Genomic DNA, 17,380 nt, shown 5'->3' with positions numbered 1-17,380 from the left:
ATGAGCACCCAGCAAAAACTGCGCTGTGCAGTCTACACCCGCAAATCCACCGAGGAGGGCTTGGAGCAGGAATTTAACTCACTTGACGCCCAGCGCGAGGCTTGCGTCGCCTTCGTCGCTTCGCAAATCGGGCTCGGTTGGAAGCTCGTTCCCGACTTCTATGACGATGGCGGCATCTCGGGCGGGACGATGGAGAGGCCGGCCCTGAAACGCCTACTCCAAGACATTCGCAACGGCCGGATCGATGTCGTTGTGGTGTACAAGATCGACAGGCTCACGCGATCCCTGATGGACTTTTCCAAGATCGTCGAGACCTTCGATGCTCACGGCGTGTCGTTTGTGTCTGTCACTCAGCAGTTCAACACCACGACCTCGATGGGCAGGCTGACGCTCAACGTGCTCCTCTCGTTCGCTCAGTTCGAGCGGGAAGTCACCGCCGAGCGTATCCGCGACAAGATCGCTGCGTCCCGGAAGAAAGGCATATGGATGGGCGGCACCATTCCGCTCGGCTATCGTGCAGTTGATAAGAAGCTGGTGGTTGATGAAGCAGCAGCGACGATCGTTCGATCGATATTCCGGCGCTATCTGGAATTGAAATCGGTGCTGGCCTTGGCCGATGAGCTGAATCAAAGCCAAACGGCGGACAGGTCCACGACTCTTCGACCCCCTGTCAGTCGTGGGCGACTCTATCACCTGCTTTCAAATCCCGTTTACATCGGCCAGGCTCGTCACAGGGATACATGCTACGAAGGCGCTCACCAGCCGATCGTCGACGCTGAATTGTTTGCATCGGTTCAGGCACTGTTGAAGGAGCAAGGGCCAAAACGCCGATCGCGATCGAATGCTGCGGATCTGCATCTGCTTACTGGCCTCATCTTCGACGAAACTGGCGATCGCCTGAGCCCTGCCTATGCGAACAACCATGGCAAGCGCTACCGGTACTACATCTCCAATCGGCTGAAGGTCGCTCGGCGCAAGGACGACACCGGCTGGAGAGTTCCGGCTGACGAACTGGAAGCGTTCGTCGATCAGCAGTTGATCGCTTTGCTCAACAACAAATCACGACTGGCCGAATGGATCCAGCAATGCGCATCCAAGGAGGCGATCGCGAGCGGGTTGAACGAGGCGGACGGGCTCTTGGACGGCTCGCCAGCATGTCATGCAAAGCGTAGATCGATTGTCAAAAGCGCGATTGTGAGGATAACGCTCTCGCCCGAGACCATTGAGTTCGAGATTAGGCCTGCTGCTTTGATGAGGGTGATCCTACAATCACAAGGCGACGGACAATCTGGTGGAACAAACTCCCAACAACCTGTCATCCCGCCGGAGATTCACAAAGTCACCGTCGCATGCCAGATTCAGAGGCGTGGAAATGAGGCACGGCTGATCATTGGCGACCAACCGAAACACAGCAGGGCTCCTGACCCAAGCCTGATTAGCCTGCTGGTCAGGTCACACTCGATGTTGTCGGCGCTGACAAATGGCTCAGCTCGCAGCATCTCCGAACTCTCCAAAGCGACTGGCATCCATCGGGCCGACCTTAGTAAAGCTTTGCCCATGGCCTTCCTCTCTCCGGCGATCGTGGACGATATTCTGGCAGGCAATCAACCTGTCAGCCTAACCGCCCGGCGGCTCGCTCGGCTCGCCGATCTCCCGGTTGATTGGGACGAGCAGCAGTCCCTTCTGGGCTTTTGATTACCGCCTGGCCATGTTTGCTCTCCAGAAGTGGGACACGCCGGCGATCGCTTATGCATCGGTCTCAAAAACAATAGGGCACAGAAAGCCGGTCAATGAGACGGGCCTAACGAACGGGGCGGAACAGAGACTGACGGGGCGTCTCAGCCCGACTGCTCGGAGAAGGCTCCGTCTAACCCTCGGATAAGTCGATTGAATTTCGAGCCAGCCGAAATAGGCTATGTCTGCAGTGACTAAGTGGTGATCCCGACAGGAATCGAACCTGTGACCTACAGATTAGGAATCTGCCGCTCTATCCTACTGAGCTACGGGACCACGCGGCCAGACACATAACCGCTTCGGATCGTTTCGCCAAGAGGCCGGCCGAACGCAAATCGGCCAGCCCTTTGCGCGGATGGCATCAGGCCGCGAGTGCGGTTTCCGCCAGTTTCACCCAATAGCTCATGCCGTGCGGTATGACCTCGTCGTTGAAGTCATAGGCAGGGTGATGGAGACCGGCGGTGTCGCCATTGCCGATGAAGATGAAGGCGCCGGGGCGGGCTTCCAGCATGTAGGAGAAATCCTCGCCGCCCATCACCGGCTGGATGCCGCGGTGCACATGGGCGTCGCCAGCGACGTTTGCCGCGACGTCGCTGGCAAAGACCGTCTCTTCCGCATGGTTGAAGGTCACGGGATAGTTTGCCTGGTAGTCGACCTCGATCCTGGCGCCAAACGCGGTCGCCAGCCCGTCGCAGATGGCGCGGATGCGTTCTTCCGCCTTCTTGGCGATTTCCTTCCTCAAGGTGCGCACCGTACCGGCGATCTCGGCCGATTCCGGGATGATGTTGTAGGCGTCACCGGCGTGGAACTTGGTCACCGACACCACCACGGCCTCGACCGGATCGGTGCTGCGCGAGGCGATCGTCTGCAAGGCGCCGACCAGCTGGCTGGTGATGACGATCGGGTCGATCGTGCCATGCGGCATCGCCGCGTGGCCGCCTCTGCCTTTCACGGTGATGGTGAACTCGGCCGTCGCCGCCATGATCGGGCCCGGGCGGATGGCGAACTGCCCGACAGGCAAGCCCGGCATGTTGTGCATGCCGAACACCTTGGAGATGTCGAAGCGTTCCATCATGCCGTCCTTGACCATCTCGTTGCCGCCGCCGCCACCTTCCTCGGCCGGCTGGAAGATGACCGCCACCGAGCCGGTGAAGTTGCGTGTCTCGGCGAGGTATTTCGCGGCACCCAAGAGCATCGCCGTGTGGCCGTCATGGCCGCAGGCATGCATCTTGCCGGGAATGGTCGAAGCGTAAGGCTTGCCGGTGATCTCGTTGAGCGGCAGCGCGTCCATGTCGGCGCGCAGGCCGATGGTGGGACCTTCGCCCTGGCGGCCGCGGATGATGCCAACGACGCCGGTCTTGCCGAGGCCGGTCACCACGTCGTCGCAACCGAAGGCCTTCAGCTTCTCCGTGACGAAGGCGGCGGTCTTGAAGACGTCGAAGTTCAGTTCTGGCGTCTGGTGCAGATGTTGGCGCCAGCCGGCGACCTCGTCCTGCATTTCGGCGGCACGGTTCAGGATTGGCATGATGGTTTCATCTCGCTGTTCGAGCAGGCGGGTATTGCCCGCCACCTTGCAATTGTGATTGTCAGGCACTTTGCCATGTTGGTGTCACATAGGGTAAATAGCACCGCAACGATGTGGTCCGGTTTTTGAGGGTCGGACCCATTATGCTGGCGATCGTGTAACGAAATCTTACGGAGCCAGGGGCGACTACGGCAAGAGGCGATTTCGGATTTGATCATGCGGCACAGACATTTCCTCAAATTGTTCTCGGCTGGTGCAATCGTGCTTTCAGCCGTGGCCGGGCCGGCGTTGGCCAATCCGTTGGTTCTGTTCGACCTGAACAGCGGCCAGGTCCTGCAACACCAGGATGCGTTCAAGCGCTGGTATCCGGCTTCGCTGAGCAAGCTGATGACCGCCTATGTGACCTTCCGGGCGATCGCGGCCGGCGAGGTCCAGCTTGATTCGCCGATCAAGGTGACGAAACACTCCGCCGCCGAGCCGCCAAGCAAGATGGGCTTCAAGCCAGGCTCGGTGATGCGGCTCGACAACGCGCTGAAGATGATGCTGGTCAAGTCGGCCAACGACATCGCCATGGCAGTCGGCGAGAATGTCGGCGGCTCGCAGGCCGCCTTCGCCGACCGCATGAATGCCGAAGCGGCCCGGCTCGGCATGACCGGCACGCATTTCGTCAATCCGAACGGGCTCTATTCGCCCGACCAGTACACGACGGCGCGCGACCTCGCCGTGCTGGTGATGGCGATCCGCCGGGAGTTCCCGCAATATGCGCCATGGTTCTCGATCGAGGGCCTGGCCGTCGGCAAGAAGGCGATCCCGAACTACAATCTGCTGATCGGCCGCTATCCAGGCGCCGACGGCATGAAGACGGGCTTCGTCTGTTCCTCCGGCTTCAACATGATCGGCTCGGCGACGCGCAACGGGCGCACGCTGGTCGCGGTAGTACTTGGCGAGAAATCGGCGGTCACCCGTGCCGAGACAGCGGCGAAACTGCTCGACCAGGGTTTTGACACTCCGGCCGCCGGCTCGGCCTCCGTCGCCACGCTGGCGCCCTATGGCGACACTGTCTCGGCCAACGACTTGCATGACGAGATCTGCAAGAAGAAGGCACCGACCGAGCAATCGGAGGCACCGCCGGCCGCCGCCAAGGACGTGCCGAAATCGCCCTATCAGGAAAAGCTCGACCATGTGCCGACGCTGGTTGCCGTCGGTCTCGGCGGCGCCATCGGCCCGGCGCCGAAGGCCATGCTCGGCCAGGCTGGCCAGGACTATGCCGACGTGCCGATCCCGAGCTGGCGGCCCGACAGGCCGGCACCGGCCGGCAGCGGTCCGGTCGTAGCCGGTTCCGCCGCGCAGGGCGACCAGCCGGCCAAGGTTGCGAACTAGCCAATGAATGGCTTCCCGATCCCTGTCTCCGTGCTGACCGGTTTCCTCGGCGCCGGCAAGACGACGCTGCTCAACCGCCTCTTGAAGGACCCGGCGCTGGCCGACACGGCGGTCATCATCAACGAATATGGCGAGGTGGCGATCGACCATCTGCTGGTCGAGCAGGCCTCCGATGGCATCATCCAGCTTTCGGACGGCTGTCTGTGCTGCACGGTGCGCGGCGAACTGGTAGACACGCTGGCCGACCTGGTCGACCGGCTGCAGACCGGCCGCATTGCCCGTCTCGCCCGTGTCATCGTCGAGACCACCGGCCTTGCCGACCCGGCGCCGGTGCTGCAGTCGATCATGGCGCATCCGGCGCTGGTGCAGGCCTTCCGGCTCGACGGCGTCATCACGCTGGTCGACACGGTCAATGGCAATGCCACGCTCGATGCGCATGTCGAGGCGGTCAAGCAGGTCGCCGTGGCCGACCGCATCGTGCTGAGCAAGGCCGATCTGGTCACCGATCCGCGTGAACTGAAAACGCTGCGGGCGCGCCTGCGGCAAATCAATCCGGGTGCCGAGTTGCTCGATGCCGCCGACACGGGGACGGGCGTGGCGGCGCTGTTTGACTGCGGCCTCTACAATCCCGCGACCAAATCCGCCGATGTGCGGCGCTGGCTTGGCGAGGAAGCGGCGCATGATCACGACCATCACCATCATGACGGCCATGATCACGCGCATGGCCATGATGGCCATCGCCACGATCAGCGCGTGCGCTCCTATTCGCTGGTCCATGATGGGCCGGTGCCGTTTTCAGCGATCGAGATGTTTCTCGACCTTTTGCGCTCGGCGCATGGCGAACGCCTCTTGCGCATGAAGGGCGTCATCGAACTCAGCGAAGACCCATCGCGACCGCTGGTGGTGCATGGCGTGCAGAAGATCCTGCATCCGCCGGTGCAACTGCCGTCCTGGCCGGATGGCCAGCGCGGCACGCGGCTGGTGCTGATCACGCTCGACATGCCGGAAGACTATGTGCGCCGGCTGTTCGCCGCCTTCACCAACCGGCCATCGATCGACACTCCCGACCGCGCGGCGCTGGAAAACAATCCGCTGGCGATTGCCGGACGTTGAATTCTACGATCGAGGTTCGCCGCGCTCGACCAGAAAGCGATGACCGCCTGAAACCGCCGCGGTTTCAATCAGTTGGTGGCCCGCATCGGAGCAAAAGGCAGGAATATCAATGACGGCCAGCGGATCGGTGGTTTCGATCCATAGCCTGCTGCCCGGGTGCATCCCGGCCAGCCGCTTCTTCGCTTTCAGTACGGGCAGGGGGCAGTTCAACCCCTTGAGGTCATAGACAGCATCGCTCTTGGTCACGGCGGGGACTCAGCCGCCGAACATGCCGAGCAGCTTGTTCTTCAGCCTTGTTACCCTGCTCTCATCGGCGCTCGCGGCCTGCGTTTCGGCCGGTGGCGCGGCCTCGGTGGGAGCAGCGATGGTGGCGGTGGCGACAGGTGCTTCCTTGGCGGCCTTGGCCGCTTCCTTTTCGGCCAGGGCCTGTGCCTTGGCAGCTTCCTTGGCGGCCTTGGCAGCCTCTATGGCAGCCAGCCTCTGCTCCTCTGCCTTCTGCTTGGCGGCCTTCTCGGCGTCGAGTGCCGCCATCTTGCGGCCGGCCGGCGAATCGATGCGGCCCATGCGCGCCGTCTCGGTCACCGAACCGTCGGAATTGAGCGACGGCGGATCGATCGGCACGCGCTCGCCGCGCGCCCGGCGCTTCGACCAGTCGGAGACGATGCTGGCTTCCTTGATGCCGGCGATGGTCGGCTTGGGCGGAGGCACGCTGGCCTTGACCGCGCCGTTGAACGCCGCGTCGTAGGTGCTCATGTAGGAGTTGTAGGCGCTTTTCAGTGAATCCGGCTGCGTGGTCGCCGGGCAGGGGCCCGTCGGATCGAACGTCTGGCCGTCGGCGGCTACCTGGTTGAAGACATAGCGCTTCTCGCAGACATCGACCTTCGGCGGCACCTTGGTGATTTCGAAATTGTCGTAGCCGACCTTGAGCATCTTCCAGAAGTCGTAATTCGGGTCGTTGCGATAGCGCGCCATGTTGGCGGCGGTCATGCGGAACGGAAAGGCCTGGATCTGGAATTCGGTCTGGCCACCCTGGAAGGCGTCGCGGCCGAAGGCATAAATCTGCTCGATCTGCGCGTCGGTCATCGAATAACAGCCGGACGACGAACAGGCGCCGTGCACCATCAGATTGGCGCCGGTGCGGCCATTGGCCCGGTCATAGGCGTTGGGGAAGCCGATGTTGAAAGACAAATGGTAGTTCGAGCGCGGATTCATCTGCGACGGGCGGACCGTGTAGAAGCCTTCCGGCGCCTGACGGTCGCCTTCGGTGTATTTCGGCCCGAGCTTGCCCGACCATTTGCAGATATCGTAGCTGGCCACCATGTCGTAGCGGCCGTTGGTCTTGGCCTTCCAGATTTCGAGCTTGCCCTCTTCCTTGAAGATGCGGGCCATCACCGACGAGGTGCGGACCATGCCCTTGGCCTTCATATCGGCGAGGATCTTGTCAGGCAGCGGCTTGTTGGCCTCGGGCGCGAAATCCTTCATCGACGAATCGTTGCAGCCGGCAACGCCGAGGGCGGCGATCAGGATTCCGGTGCGGGCAAGCTTTGCGAACATGGCGGCGGATATCGTCTTTTTCTCTGGCGCCAGGGCGATTCATGCCACGGCTACTGCACTGAACGTGGACGGACCCTAAGCCCGTTAACCTTGAAAATTCCTTACCGCAAGTGTCGACGCGTCCCCATGCGGCAGTCTCATTGAGCCGAATGCAGCGGCATTTTTGTGGCAAAAATGCTCTGCGCCGCCACATTGCGGCGGGCAAGGGTGCTTGTGGTCAGAGACTGCGGCCCATTGCCAGGTATTTCTCGCGGCGCTGCTCGCGGAAATCGGTGTTGGCGCCGGAAAACTCCTTCATCGTCCTGGCGATGAGGTCGCCGGTCGCGGCGATCACGGTTTCGGCGCCGCGATGCGCGCCGCCGAGGGGCTCGGGGATGATGGCATCGATGATCTTCAGTTCCAGAAGATCCTGCGCGGTGATCTTCATGTTGGTCGCCGCGTCCTTCGATCGCGTCGTGTCGCGCCACAGGATCGAGGCCGCGCCCTCCGGCGAAATCACCGAATAGATGGCGTGTTCGAGCATGTAGACGCGGTTGGCGGTGGCGATCGCGATGGCGCCACCCGAGCCGCCTTCGCCGATGACCACCGAGATCGACGGCACCTTGAGGCCAAGGCAGGCCGAGGTCGAACGGGCAATGGCTTCCGCCTGGCCGCGCTCCTCGGCGCCGACACCGGGATAGGCGCCGGCGGTGTCGACCAGCGTCAGCAGTGGAATCTTGAACCGGTCGGCAAGCTCCATAAGCCGCACCGCCTTGCGGTAGCCCTCCGGCCGCACCGAGCCGAAATTGTGCTTCAGCCGGCTGGTCGTGTCGGAGCCCTTTTCCTGGCCGATGATCGCCACCGGCTCGCCGCGAAAACGGGCGAAACCGCCGACGATCGCCTGGTCCTCGCCAAAATTGCGGTCACCGGCGAGCGGCGTGAAATCGTTGAAAAGGCCCTTGATGTAGTCAACGCAATGCGGCCGGTCGGGATGGCGCGCCACCTGCACCTTCTGCCACGGCGTCAGCGCCTTGTAGGCGTCGCGCAGCGCATCGCGGGAACGCTTCTCGAGACGGCTGATCTCGTCGCCGACATCGACCGCCTCGCCGTTCTCGGCAAGCTTCTTCAGCTCGAGGATCTTGCCCTCGAGATCCTGCACCGGCTTTTCGAAATCGAGGTAATTGTACATGCTTGAGCGGACCGATACGTCGGAAGGCAATGACTGACGGAACCCTGGAATGCGAGGCTCCGGGCGGTGAAACGTCGTCCTCACATAGCGATATGAGGCCTAGTCGGCAAGCGGATGATGATCGTTGACCAGCCGCACCAGCCGCTCCTCCAGCACATGGGTATAAATCTGTGTCGTCGATATGTCGGCATGGCCGAGCAGTTGCTGCACGGCCCTGAGATCGGCGCCGTTCTGCAACAGGTGGCTGGCAAAAGCATGGCGCAGCACATGCGGCGATATCCTGGCCGAGGCGATACCCGCCCTCGCGGCCAGCCCTTTCAGGTCGCGGGCAAAGACCTGGCGCGAGAGATAGCCGCTGTCGGAGGCGGCCGGAAACAGAAACGGGCTGGCGGCGAAGGCAGGCACCTTGGAGCGGGCGGCAAGCCAGGACTTCATCGCCGTGCGCGCCTTGGCCGACAGCGGCACCATCCGCTCCTTGTCGCCCTTGCCGCGCACCATGAAGAAACGGTCGTCGCGCTGCGCCACCGTCACCGGCAGGCCAACCAGTTCGGAAACGCGCAGGCCGGTGGCGTAGAGCACCTCGACCAGCGCATGCAGGCGCAGCGCCGCCAGACTGTCACCCTCGTCGAGCCCGGCATCGCCGGCTTCGGTCGCGGCGCGGTCGATCAACCGGCCGGTGTCGGCCTCGCTCATTGTCTTCGGCAGCGGCCGGCCCTTTTTCGGACTGTCCAGCGTGCCGGTCGGGTCATCGCCGCGCAGGCCCTCGGCATAGAGGAATTTGAAGAACTGACGGATCGCCGACAGCTTGCGCGCCTGCGAGGTTGGCGCAAAGCCGCGCGCGGCGATATCGTCGAGATAGGCGCGGATATCGGCGACGGCGGCGCCGGCGAGCCCGCCAGCGATCTCGTTGGAAGCGTCTTCGAGGTCGCGGCGATAGGAGGAAAGCGTGTTTTCGGCAGCGCCCCGCTCGGCGCTCATCATTTCCAGGAAGGCTTCGATGCGGGCGGCGCTGTTCATTCAGCTTTTCTTGTCATTCAGCTTTTCTTGGGATTGAGCTTTTCCGGCGGGATGCGCACGCTCATTTCCGCCTTCTTGGGCTCGACGAACATCACCAGCGCGAACATCGTACCATAGGCAATGCCAGCCAGAATCGCGAGTGTCACGACAAAGCGAAACAGTGTCGGCATCAATTTTCGCCCGTCTACTTGTTCTGCGTTTCCAAACCCTGTCCCCTTATGGGACGCCATTCCGGCCAATTCAAGGAAGAAGCTGAGGCCTGTTAGCAACTTCCGATGCAGGCCTTGCAGCCCATATCAGGCTCGGGTGCTTGCCAAGCTTGACGCAAACGGGGTTTTCATGTCGATACGCCGGCAAAGAGGGCCTGGAAACATCTGATGAACGCGCTACCGGCAAATCCTCCGGGCGAGAACCACGCCGCGCTGCTTGGCCGGCTGGGCAGCCGTTCCATCGTCTTTGTCGGGCTGATGGGCGCCGGTAAGACGGCTATCGGCCGCAAGGTGGCGACGATGCTGGCGCTGCCGTTCATCGACAGTGACCAGGAGATTGAAAGTGTCTCGCGGATGACCGTTCCGGAGCTGTTCGAGCGCTATGGCGAAACCGAGTTCAGGGCCCTGGAGCAGCGCGTCATCCTGCGCGTGCTGGAAAACGGCCCGCAGGTGCTGTCGACGGGCGGCGGCGCCTTCATGAACGCGCAGACGCGCGAGGCCATCGCTGCCCAAGGCGTGTCGGTATGGCTGAAGGCCGAGCTCGACCTTTTGATGGACCGCGTTTCCAAGAAGCAGAACCGGCCGCTGTTGAAAAGCGCCGATCCCCGCGCCGTGCTGGAACGGCTGATGGGGGAGCGCTATCCGGTCTATGCGACATCGGATGTGACCGTGCCGACCCGCGACGACCGCAAGGAGGTTATCGCGGCCGAGGTGATCGAAGCGCTGTGCCGCCATTTCGGCATTGATGAAATTGCCGCGACAGGCGAGGTACGATCGTGAGCGCCGATGCACCCGTTGTTGTCGAGGTCGGGCTTGGCGACCGGACCTACGACATCCTGATCGGCTCGGGGCTGCTGTCGCGCGCCGGCGCCGAGATTTCGCGCCGCCTGCCAGGCACGCGCGCCGCCGTCATTACCGACGCCAATGTCGCGGCGGCGCATCTCGACGCGCTGAAGGCAGGTCTCGAAACGAGCGGCATCCAGCCAGCCGTCATCACGCTGCCGCCCGGTGAGAAAACCAAGAGCTTTGCCCATCTCGAAGAGGTGGTGGACGGCGTGCTGGCCGCCAGGCTTGAGCGCGGCGACATCGTCATCGCCCTGGGCGGCGGCGTTATCGGCGACCTTGCCGGCTTTGCTGCCGGCATCGTGCGCCGCGGCATGAATTTCGTGCAGATCCCGACCTCGCTGCTGGCGCAGGTCGATTCCTCGGTCGGTGGCAAGACCGGCATCAACAGTCCGCGCGGCAAGAACCTGGTCGGCGTCTTCCATCAGCCGAAGCTGGTCCTGGCCGATACCGAGGTGCTCGACACGCTGCCGATCCGCGAATTCCGCGCCGGTTATGCCGAGCTTGCCAAATACGGGCTCATCGACCGGCCAGAGTTCTTCGGCTGGCTGGAACAGAACTGGGGCAAGGTGTTCGCCGGCGGGCCGGAGAGGGCGCAGGCGATTGCCGAAGCCTGCCGCGCCAAGGCCGACGTTGTCGCCCGCGACGAGTTCGAGACCGGCGACCGCGCGCTGCTCAATCTCGGCCACACGTTCGGCCATGCGCTGGAAGCCGCCACGCACTATGACGGAACCCGTCTCGTCCATGGCGAGGGGGTCGCCATCGGCATGGCGTTGGCGCACCGGTTCTCGTCGCGGCTCAATCTGGCCAGCCCCGACGACGCGGCGCGCGTCGAGGCGCATCTGCGCGCTGTCGGCCTGCCGTGGCGGGTGGCCGATATTCCGGGCGATCTGCCGGATGCCGAGGCGTTGCTTGCCTTCATCACGCAGGACAAGAAAGTGTCACGCGGCGCGCTGACGTTCATCCTGACGCACGGCATCGGCCAGGCCTTCATCGCCAAGGACGTGCCGGCGTCGGAAGTGCTATCGTTCCTCAGAGAGAATCACCCAGCCAGCAGGAAAGCCGGCTGAGATGGACAACGGCTGGATCGTCGTTGCTGTCCTTGCCGTCCTCATCCTGCTGGCCATTGCCTTGCGCACGCGCCTGCTTGCCGCGTTCGGCCATGAGCTGCTGCGCATCGAGCCGCAGCGGTCGAGTCAGGACGAATTGCGCGGCGCGGTCGACGATTTTCGCCGCGATGGCCAGGTGGTGCGCGAGGATCGCGACCGTGTCGGCGGCTTGTTCGACCTCGAAGAGCTCGAAGTCTCCGACATCATGGTGCACCGCACCAATATGCGTTCGGTCAATGCCGACAATCCGCCGGAAGCGGTGGTGCGCGAGATCCTGCAGAGCCCGCACACCCGCATGCCCCTGTGGAAGGGCTCGCTCGACAACATCGTCGGCGTGCTGCACGCCAAGGATCTGCTGCGCGCGCTCAATGAAGTCGGCAACGATTTTTCCAAGATCGACGTGATGAAGATCGCCTCGAAACCCTGGTTCGTGCCCGACACCACGACCTTGCAGGAACAGCTCAACGCCTTCCTGCGCCGCAAGGCGCATTTTGCCGTCGTTGTCGACGAGTATGGCGAGGTCGAAGGGCTGGTGACGCTGGAAGACATCATCGAGGAGATCGTCGGCGAGATCGCCGACGAGCACGATGTCGATATCCAGGGCGTCAAGCAGGAGGCCGACGGCTCCGTCGTCGTCGACGGCAATGTTCCGATCCGCGACCTGAACCGGGCGCTCGACTGGAACCTGCCGGACGAGGAGGCGACCACCATTGCCGGCCTCGTCATCCACGAGACGCAGTCGATCCCCGAGGAGAAGCAGGCTTTTACGTTCCACGGCAAGCGCTTCATCGTGATGAAGAGAGACAAGAACCGGATTGCCAAGCTGAGGATCAGGCCAGCCGGCGACGCCTAGGGTGTCCGTACAGGTTACCAATCCTTCATTGGACCTTCGCGGCGCCATGGTGCATTTTTTCGCCGGGCGGCCAGGAGAGAATGATGATCGATCGGCGAACCCTGCTCCTGGCTTCGATGGCGGCTTTTCTGCCGGCCACGACTTTCGCGGCTGGGCGCCAGTCAGCACCACCTGCCAAAACCTTCGACTATGGCCCTGCCAAGCTCGACATCTATGCGCCTGATGGCGCAGATGGCCTGCCTGTGGTCTTCTTCGTCCACGGCGGCGCCTGGCGGTTCGGCAAACGCAGCCAGGTGAACGCCAAGCCGGCTTTCCTGCTCGCCAACGGTTTCTGCTTCGTCTCCATCGACTATCGCATGCTGCCCGAGGCCGATGTCGCGACCCAGGCCGGCGATGTCGAAAAGGCCTATGCCTATCTGCGCGCCAACATCGCCAAGCATGGCGGCGACCCCAACCGCATTGTCGGCATGGGCCATTCGGCCGGCTGCCATCTGATTGCCTTGACCGGCATGCGCGGCGGGCTGCCTGGCGTCGCCGCACTCATTCTCGACGACACCCGGGCCTATGATCTTGCGGCACTCTCCAAGAATGGCGGCATGGTCAGGGCCTATGCGCGGGTCTTTTCCGATCCCGCGCAATGGGCTGCCCTGTCTCCGGCCAGCTATGTCGACGGCCGCCAGCATCCGCCAACCTTCATCGCCTATTCGCGGGCGCCTGGCCGTGGCGAGGACTCGAAGGTCTTTGCCGAGCGCCTCCGCGCCACCGGCACAAAGGTTACGCTGTTCGACGGCAGCGCCTATACGCACCTGTCGATCGACCGCGATTTCGGGGAGGACGGCGACGCGCTGACCACTGCTGCGCTGGCGTTTCTGAAATCGACGGTCGGCTGAGCTGGACAAGAACTGGATCAGATCAAAGGTGGCGGCGGGATATTGCCGCCCAGGCGTCCGCGGGTGCAATTGCTCCATCTGTTTGTTTCATCGCAATTCCGGACGGAAGACCGCTTCACGCTTTTCCTGGATTGCTCCTAATCGTCAGACGGGGGAGAATTTCATGAATGGCGCCGATGTCCTGTGCGACGTGCTTCTGGCCAATGATGTGACGGTCTGCTTCGCCAATCCCGGCACCTCCGAGATGCATTTCGTTGCCGCGCTCGACCGCAAGCCGGAGATGCGTTGCGTGCTTGGCCTCTTCGAAGGTGTCGTGACCGGTGCCGCCGATGGCTATGCGCGCATGACCGAACGCCCCGCCGCGACGCTGCTGCATACCGGCCCGGGCTTGGCCAATGGCCTGGCCAACATGCACAACGCCCGCCGCGCCTTGAGCCCGATGATCAACATTGTCGGCGACCACGCTTCCTACCATCTGGCGCTCGACGCTCCGCTGACCAGCGACATCGAGAGCCTGGCGGCGCCAATGTCGAACTGGGTCGGCCGCGTCGACGGTCCGGCCGATGTCGGGCCGGCAGCCAAGGCGGCCTTTCGCGCTGCGATGACGCCTCCAGGCATAGCGACCCTGATCCTGCCGGCGGATGCGGCCTGGGGCGAAGTCGGCGCGGTTCCGCCAGGCAAGGTCAAGCTTGCGCCGCCGCCCGCCGTGGACATGAACGCCGTGCGAAAGGTAGCGGCTGCGATCCGTGCCGCTCCGGGGCGGGCCGGCATGATCGTTCGCGGTCGAGCGGCGCGGGCCGATGCGCTTGAAATTGCCGGGCAGCTCTCGACAGCCTGCGACGTCCGCCTGTTCAGTGAGGTCCTGATCGCGCGCATGCAGCGCGGGCGCGGGCGCGTCGCGCCGACCCGCATTCCCTATCCGGTCGATGCGGCGACGGCGCTGCTCAGGGATATCGACGTCCTGGTCCTGGTCGGCGCTAGGGAGCCGGTTGCCTTCTTTGCCTATCCGGGAAAACCGGGGCGGCTCGTTCGGGAGGGCTGCCAGGTGCTGACGCTGGCTGGCCATGGCGATGATCTGCAGGCGGCGCTGGAGGCCCTTCGCGACGAGCTCGGCATAAAGCCGTCGCAACAAACGGTGGTCGCCACCGCTTTCCCAGACGAGGCAACGCCGAGTGGCAAGCTGACGGAAGATGCGATCGCGTTGTCGGTGGCGCGAAAGCTTCCCGCGGATGCGATCATCTGTGATGAGGCGATCACTTCGGCGCGGCGTTTCTTCGCGCTGTCGGCCTTTGCCGCGCCGCACGACTACATGATGGGCACGGGCGGATCGATCGGCGGAGGCATTCCGATGGCAACAGGGGCGGCGATCGCTTGTCCCGGTCGCAAGGTGATCAACCTGGAGGCCGACGGAAGCGGCATGTACACGGTGCAGGGGCTGTGGACGCAGGCGAGGGAAAACCTCGACGTGGTGACGATCGTCTTTTCCAACAGGACCTATGCGATCCTGCATGGCGAAATGCGTAATGTCGGCGTTAGCGCGATCGGCGAGAACGCCAGGCGCATGCTCGACCTCGACCATCCCGCGCTGGACTGGGTGTTGCTGGCCAAGGGCATGGGCGTGGAGGCGGCCCGCGCCGAAACGTGCAAACGGTTCGACGTGCTGCTGGACAGTGCCTTGTCGCGGCGCGGGCCGTTTCTCATCGAAGCGGTGCTCTGAGCGCCGCGGAAGGCGAGGGGCGACCTGGCCTACCAGCGGGTCTTTTCGCCGGGAGCCGCCGGTTCGATCGCCAACGCATGCACGCCGGCCTTCAGTTCGTCGGCAAGCAACTCGTTGACGGCGCGGTGACGGTCGATGCGGCTCATGCCGGCAAAGGCGGAAGCGACGACGCGGACGCGAAAATGCGTCTCGCCGGTGCCGTCATAGGTGCCGTGATGGTCGGAGCCGGAATGGTGATGGCCGGCGTGGAGATGGCTTTCGTTGATGATGACCAGCCGGTCCGGCGAAAATGCCTTGTTGAGCTTGTCCTCCATGGTCGCCTGTATGGACATCGCCGTCTCCCTTCACCACATATGGCTGGCGCAGCAGCCCATAAAACCGGAATCGGTCTTGGCAAGGCCGTTGCCACGCAACAAAATCCGCCATTCGCCCGCTTTATGCCGCGATTCAGCGGTTAGGGCGATCATCGCGAAAATGTCAATTCTTGTTTCGCATCTGCGAACGCCCCATAAATGGGTGAAATGAAGCCGTACCCCAAATATTTCGAGAAGATTCGCATCCGCCCGGAGAAGGATGCGGAGCTGAAGTCGCATTCGCCGATCTGCCAGTGGGACGGCTGCAAGGAGGCGGGCACCCATCGCGCGCCGGTCGGGCGCATGAAGGAGGGCGAGTATTTCCGCTTCTGCTTCGACCATGTGCGCGAGTACAACAAGGGCTTCAATTATTTCTCCGGCGTGCCGGACACCGAGGTCGCGCGCTTCCAGAAGGAAGCGATGACCGGCCACCGGCCGACCTGGAAAATGGGCGTCAACGGCGCCTCGACGCGTTCGTCGCCCGATATGGCCCAGATGCGTTCCGGCCGCGCCGGCTACTACAATCGCATGCGCGACCCCTTCGACCTGTTCAAGGGGCCGAAGGATCCGCGCGAGGCGCGCGAGCGCAAGGCCAAGCCGCTTGAGGCCAAGGCGCTGGAAACGCTTGGCCTTGATACAAAGGCGACTGGCAAGGAGATCAAGGCGCGCTATAAGGAACTGGTGAAGCGTCACCATCCGGATGCGAATGGCGGCGACAGAGGTTCGGAAGACCGGTTCCGCGATGTGCTGCAGGCCTATCGCGTGCTCAAACAGGCGGGCCTGTGCTGAGCGACCTTTCGGTCGGGGCATTTTTCCAACTTTCATAAGATTGGAAAAGGCTCTAAGACCGCCCCCGAACAAAATCGATTGCCGGCGAAATCAGGCTTTTCGCCCGTGGAGACGTTGAGAGATATGAACAAGGTCGATCGCGACATCGCCAACCTGCCCGACACGACGGTGTCGGTGAAGGAAAAATTCGGTTTCGAGTCCAAGATGGTGGTGCCGGCCTATTCGGCGACCAGCGAACATGTGCCCGACATCGATCCGGACTATCTGTTCGACAAGAACACGACCATGGCGATCCTGGCGGGCTTTGCCTACAACCGCCGCGTCATGGTGTCGGGCTATCACGGCACCGGCAAGTCGACCCATATCGAACAGGTCGCCGCCCGTCTCAACTGGCCTTGCGTGCGCGTCAACCTCGACAGCCATGTCAGCCGCATCGATCTCGTCGGCAAGGACGCGATCGTCGTCAAGGACGGCTTGCAGATCACCGAATTCCGCGACGGCATCCTGCCCTGGGCCTATCAGCACAATGTCGCGCTGTGCTTCGACGAGTATGACGCCGGTCGCCCCGACGTGATGTTCGTCATCCAGCGCGTGCTGGAATCGTCGGGCCGGCTGACGCTGCTCGACCAGAGCCGGGTCATCCGCCCGCATCCGGCCTTCCGGCTGTTCTCGACCGCCAACACGGTCGGGTTGGGCGACACCACCGGCCTCTATCACGGCACCCAGCAGATCAACCAGGCGCAGATGGACCGCTGGTCGATCGTCACCACGCTGAACTATCTGCCGCACGACAATGAAGTCGCCATCGTGCTGGCCAAGGCCAAGCACTATCGCGACGGCAAGGGCAAGGACATCGTCAACAAGATGGTGCGCGTCGCCGACATGACGCGCTCGGCCTTCATCAATGGCGATTTGTCGACGGTGATGAGCCCGCGTACGGTCATCACCTGGGCCGAGAATGCCGAGATCTTCGGCAATATCGGCATGGCGTTCCGGCTGACCTTCCTCAACAAGTGCGACGAGCTCGAGCGCTCGGTGGTGGCCGAGTTCTACCAGCGTGCCTTCGGCGAGGATCTGCCGGAGAGTGCCGCCAACGTCGTGCTGGGCTAAGAGCGCGATGCCGGAA

General features: G+C 63.0%; 17 protein-coding genes and 1 tRNA gene. 10 read left to right on the top strand and 8 right to left on the bottom strand.

The window, feature by feature from the left end:
- Positions 1-1,695, top strand: a 1,695-nt coding sequence (locus OOJ09_RS25585) for a recombinase family protein (protein WP_269907854.1), incomplete at its 5' end; no start/stop codon positions are given.
- A gap of 238 nt (positions 1,696-1,933) precedes the next feature.
- Here the strand turns inward: OOJ09_RS25585 and OOJ09_RS25580 are convergent.
- Positions 1,934-2,010 (bottom strand) — tRNA-Arg (locus OOJ09_RS25580).
- A gap of 85 nt (positions 2,011-2,095) precedes the next feature.
- Entirely contained in the window at positions 2,096-3,259 is a 1,164-nt protein-coding gene (locus OOJ09_RS25575; protein ID WP_269907853.1) for a M20 aminoacylase family protein, read from the bottom strand.
- A 216-nt stretch (positions 3,260-3,475) separates the two neighbouring features.
- On the opposite strand from OOJ09_RS25575, the gene OOJ09_RS25570 reads away from it, so the two are divergent.
- Entirely contained in the window at positions 3,476-4,639 is a 1,164-nt protein-coding gene (locus OOJ09_RS25570; RefSeq protein ID WP_269907852.1) for a D-alanyl-D-alanine carboxypeptidase family protein, read from the top strand.
- Positions 4,640-4,642: 3 nt separating this feature from the next.
- On the top strand, positions 4,643-5,752 hold the full coding sequence (locus tag OOJ09_RS25565; RefSeq protein ID WP_269907851.1) for a CobW family GTP-binding protein: 1,110 nt from the start codon (positions 4,643-4,645) through the stop codon (positions 5,750-5,752).
- Positions 5,753-5,755: 3 nt separating this feature from the next.
- On the opposite strand, the gene OOJ09_RS25560 is transcribed toward OOJ09_RS25565, so the two are convergent.
- The 5 genes from OOJ09_RS25560 to OOJ09_RS25540 all read right to left on the bottom strand — a co-directional run bounded on the left by OOJ09_RS25560 (position 5,756) and on the right by OOJ09_RS25540 (position 9,661).
- A complete protein-coding gene (locus OOJ09_RS25560; RefSeq protein WP_269907850.1) occupies positions 5,756-5,998 on the bottom strand; it encodes a sulfurtransferase TusA family protein in 243 nt (80 codons plus the stop codon).
- A gap of 9 nt (positions 5,999-6,007) precedes the next feature.
- Positions 6,008-7,306, bottom strand: a complete 1,299-nt coding sequence (locus OOJ09_RS25555; RefSeq protein WP_269907849.1) for a L,D-transpeptidase family protein — start codon at positions 7,304-7,306, stop codon at positions 6,008-6,010.
- A 217-nt stretch (positions 7,307-7,523) separates the two neighbouring features.
- Positions 7,524-8,474, bottom strand: a complete 951-nt coding sequence (locus OOJ09_RS25550) for an acetyl-CoA carboxylase carboxyltransferase subunit alpha (protein WP_256751814.1) — start codon at positions 8,472-8,474, stop codon at positions 7,524-7,526.
- 99 nt (positions 8,475-8,573) lie between these two features.
- On the bottom strand, positions 8,574-9,491 hold the full coding sequence (locus tag OOJ09_RS25545; RefSeq protein WP_269907848.1) for a site-specific tyrosine recombinase XerD: 918 nt from the start codon (positions 9,489-9,491) through the stop codon (positions 8,574-8,576).
- A 17-nt stretch (positions 9,492-9,508) separates the two neighbouring features.
- Entirely contained in the window at positions 9,509-9,661 is a 153-nt protein-coding gene (locus tag OOJ09_RS25540) for a histidine kinase (RefSeq protein WP_256751812.1), read from the bottom strand.
- A gap of 207 nt (positions 9,662-9,868) precedes the next feature.
- Here OOJ09_RS25540 and OOJ09_RS25535 point away from each other — a divergent pair, with 207 nt between their 5' ends.
- The 5 genes from OOJ09_RS25535 to OOJ09_RS25515 all read left to right on the top strand — a co-directional run bounded on the left by OOJ09_RS25535 (position 9,869) and on the right by OOJ09_RS25515 (position 15,112).
- Positions 9,869-10,480: a shikimate kinase gene (locus OOJ09_RS25535; protein WP_269907847.1), complete on the top strand. Its 612-nt coding sequence runs from the start codon at positions 9,869-9,871 to the stop codon at positions 10,478-10,480.
- Positions 10,477-11,613 (top strand): 3-dehydroquinate synthase, encoded by a 1,137-nt coding sequence (aroB, locus tag OOJ09_RS25530; RefSeq protein WP_269907846.1) that lies wholly within the window; start codon positions 10,477-10,479, stop codon positions 11,611-11,613. The genes OOJ09_RS25535 and aroB overlap by 4 nt, the downstream gene beginning before the upstream one ends.
- A 1-nt stretch (position 11,614) precedes the next feature.
- Positions 11,615-12,505, top strand: coding sequence for an HlyC/CorC family transporter (locus OOJ09_RS25525; RefSeq protein WP_269907845.1), 891 nt, complete (start codon positions 11,615-11,617; stop codon positions 12,503-12,505).
- An 83-nt stretch (positions 12,506-12,588) separates the two neighbouring features.
- A complete protein-coding gene (locus OOJ09_RS25520; protein WP_269907844.1) occupies positions 12,589-13,395 on the top strand; it encodes an alpha/beta hydrolase in 807 nt (268 codons plus the stop codon).
- A 163-nt stretch (positions 13,396-13,558) separates the two neighbouring features.
- On the top strand, positions 13,559-15,112 hold the full coding sequence (locus OOJ09_RS25515) for an acetolactate synthase large subunit (protein WP_269907843.1): 1,554 nt from the start codon (positions 13,559-13,561) through the stop codon (positions 15,110-15,112).
- A 29-nt stretch (positions 15,113-15,141) separates the two neighbouring features.
- Here the strand turns inward: OOJ09_RS25515 and OOJ09_RS25510 are convergent, their stop codons facing one another.
- Complete coding sequence (locus OOJ09_RS25510) at positions 15,142-15,444, bottom strand: BolA family protein (RefSeq protein WP_269907842.1); 303 nt, start codon at positions 15,442-15,444, stop codon at positions 15,142-15,144.
- Positions 15,445-15,624: 180 nt separating this feature from the next.
- Between OOJ09_RS25510 and OOJ09_RS25505 the strand changes: the two genes are divergently transcribed.
- Positions 15,625-16,254, top strand: coding sequence for a J domain-containing protein (locus OOJ09_RS25505; protein WP_091584801.1), 630 nt, complete (start codon positions 15,625-15,627; stop codon positions 16,252-16,254).
- Between the two features lie 123 nt (positions 16,255-16,377).
- A complete protein-coding gene (gene cobS, locus OOJ09_RS25500) occupies positions 16,378-17,364 on the top strand; it encodes a cobaltochelatase subunit CobS (RefSeq protein ID WP_091584803.1) in 987 nt (328 codons plus the stop codon).
- Positions 17,365-17,380: the final 16 nt, after the last annotated feature.

This window comes from Mesorhizobium qingshengii, assembly GCF_027563465.1.
Taxonomy (GTDB): Bacteria; Pseudomonadota; Alphaproteobacteria; order Rhizobiales; family Rhizobiaceae; genus Mesorhizobium; species Mesorhizobium qingshengii_A.
This window is presented reverse-complemented; position numbering and strand designations above follow the sequence as displayed.

Excerpts from the sequence above, each read along its gene's own strand:
- OOJ09_RS25575 (WP_269907853.1), bottom strand. The coding sequence starts at position 3,259 with ATGCCAATCCTGAACCGTGCCGCCGAAATGCAGGACGAGGTCGCCGGC.
- cobS (WP_091584803.1), top strand. The coding sequence starts at position 16,378 with ATGAACAAGGTCGATCGCGACATCGCCAACCTGCCCGACACGACGGTG.
- OOJ09_RS25510 (WP_269907842.1), bottom strand. The coding sequence starts at position 15,444 with ATGTCCATACAGGCGACCATGGAGGACAAGCTCAACAAGGCATTTTCG.
- OOJ09_RS25555 (WP_269907849.1), bottom strand. The coding sequence starts at position 7,306 with ATGTTCGCAAAGCTTGCCCGCACCGGAATCCTGATCGCCGCCCTCGGC.
- OOJ09_RS25565 (WP_269907851.1), top strand. The coding sequence starts at position 4,643 with ATGAATGGCTTCCCGATCCCTGTCTCCGTGCTGACCGGTTTCCTCGGC.
- OOJ09_RS25570 (WP_269907852.1), top strand. The coding sequence starts at position 3,476 with ATGCGGCACAGACATTTCCTCAAATTGTTCTCGGCTGGTGCAATCGTG.
- OOJ09_RS25540 (WP_256751812.1), bottom strand. The coding sequence starts at position 9,661 with ATGCCGACACTGTTTCGCTTTGTCGTGACACTCGCGATTCTGGCTGGC.
- OOJ09_RS25520 (WP_269907844.1), top strand. The coding sequence starts at position 12,589 with ATGATCGATCGGCGAACCCTGCTCCTGGCTTCGATGGCGGCTTTTCTG.
- OOJ09_RS25525 (WP_269907845.1), top strand. The coding sequence starts at position 11,615 with ATGGACAACGGCTGGATCGTCGTTGCTGTCCTTGCCGTCCTCATCCTG.
- OOJ09_RS25550 (WP_256751814.1), bottom strand. The coding sequence starts at position 8,474 with ATGTACAATTACCTCGATTTCGAAAAGCCGGTGCAGGATCTCGAGGGC.
- OOJ09_RS25545 (WP_269907848.1), bottom strand. The coding sequence starts at position 9,491 with ATGAACAGCGCCGCCCGCATCGAAGCCTTCCTGGAAATGATGAGCGCC.
- OOJ09_RS25535 (WP_269907847.1), top strand. The coding sequence starts at position 9,869 with ATGAACGCGCTACCGGCAAATCCTCCGGGCGAGAACCACGCCGCGCTG.
- OOJ09_RS25505 (WP_091584801.1), top strand. The coding sequence starts at position 15,625 with ATGGGTGAAATGAAGCCGTACCCCAAATATTTCGAGAAGATTCGCATC.
- OOJ09_RS25515 (WP_269907843.1), top strand. The coding sequence starts at position 13,559 with ATGAATGGCGCCGATGTCCTGTGCGACGTGCTTCTGGCCAATGATGTG.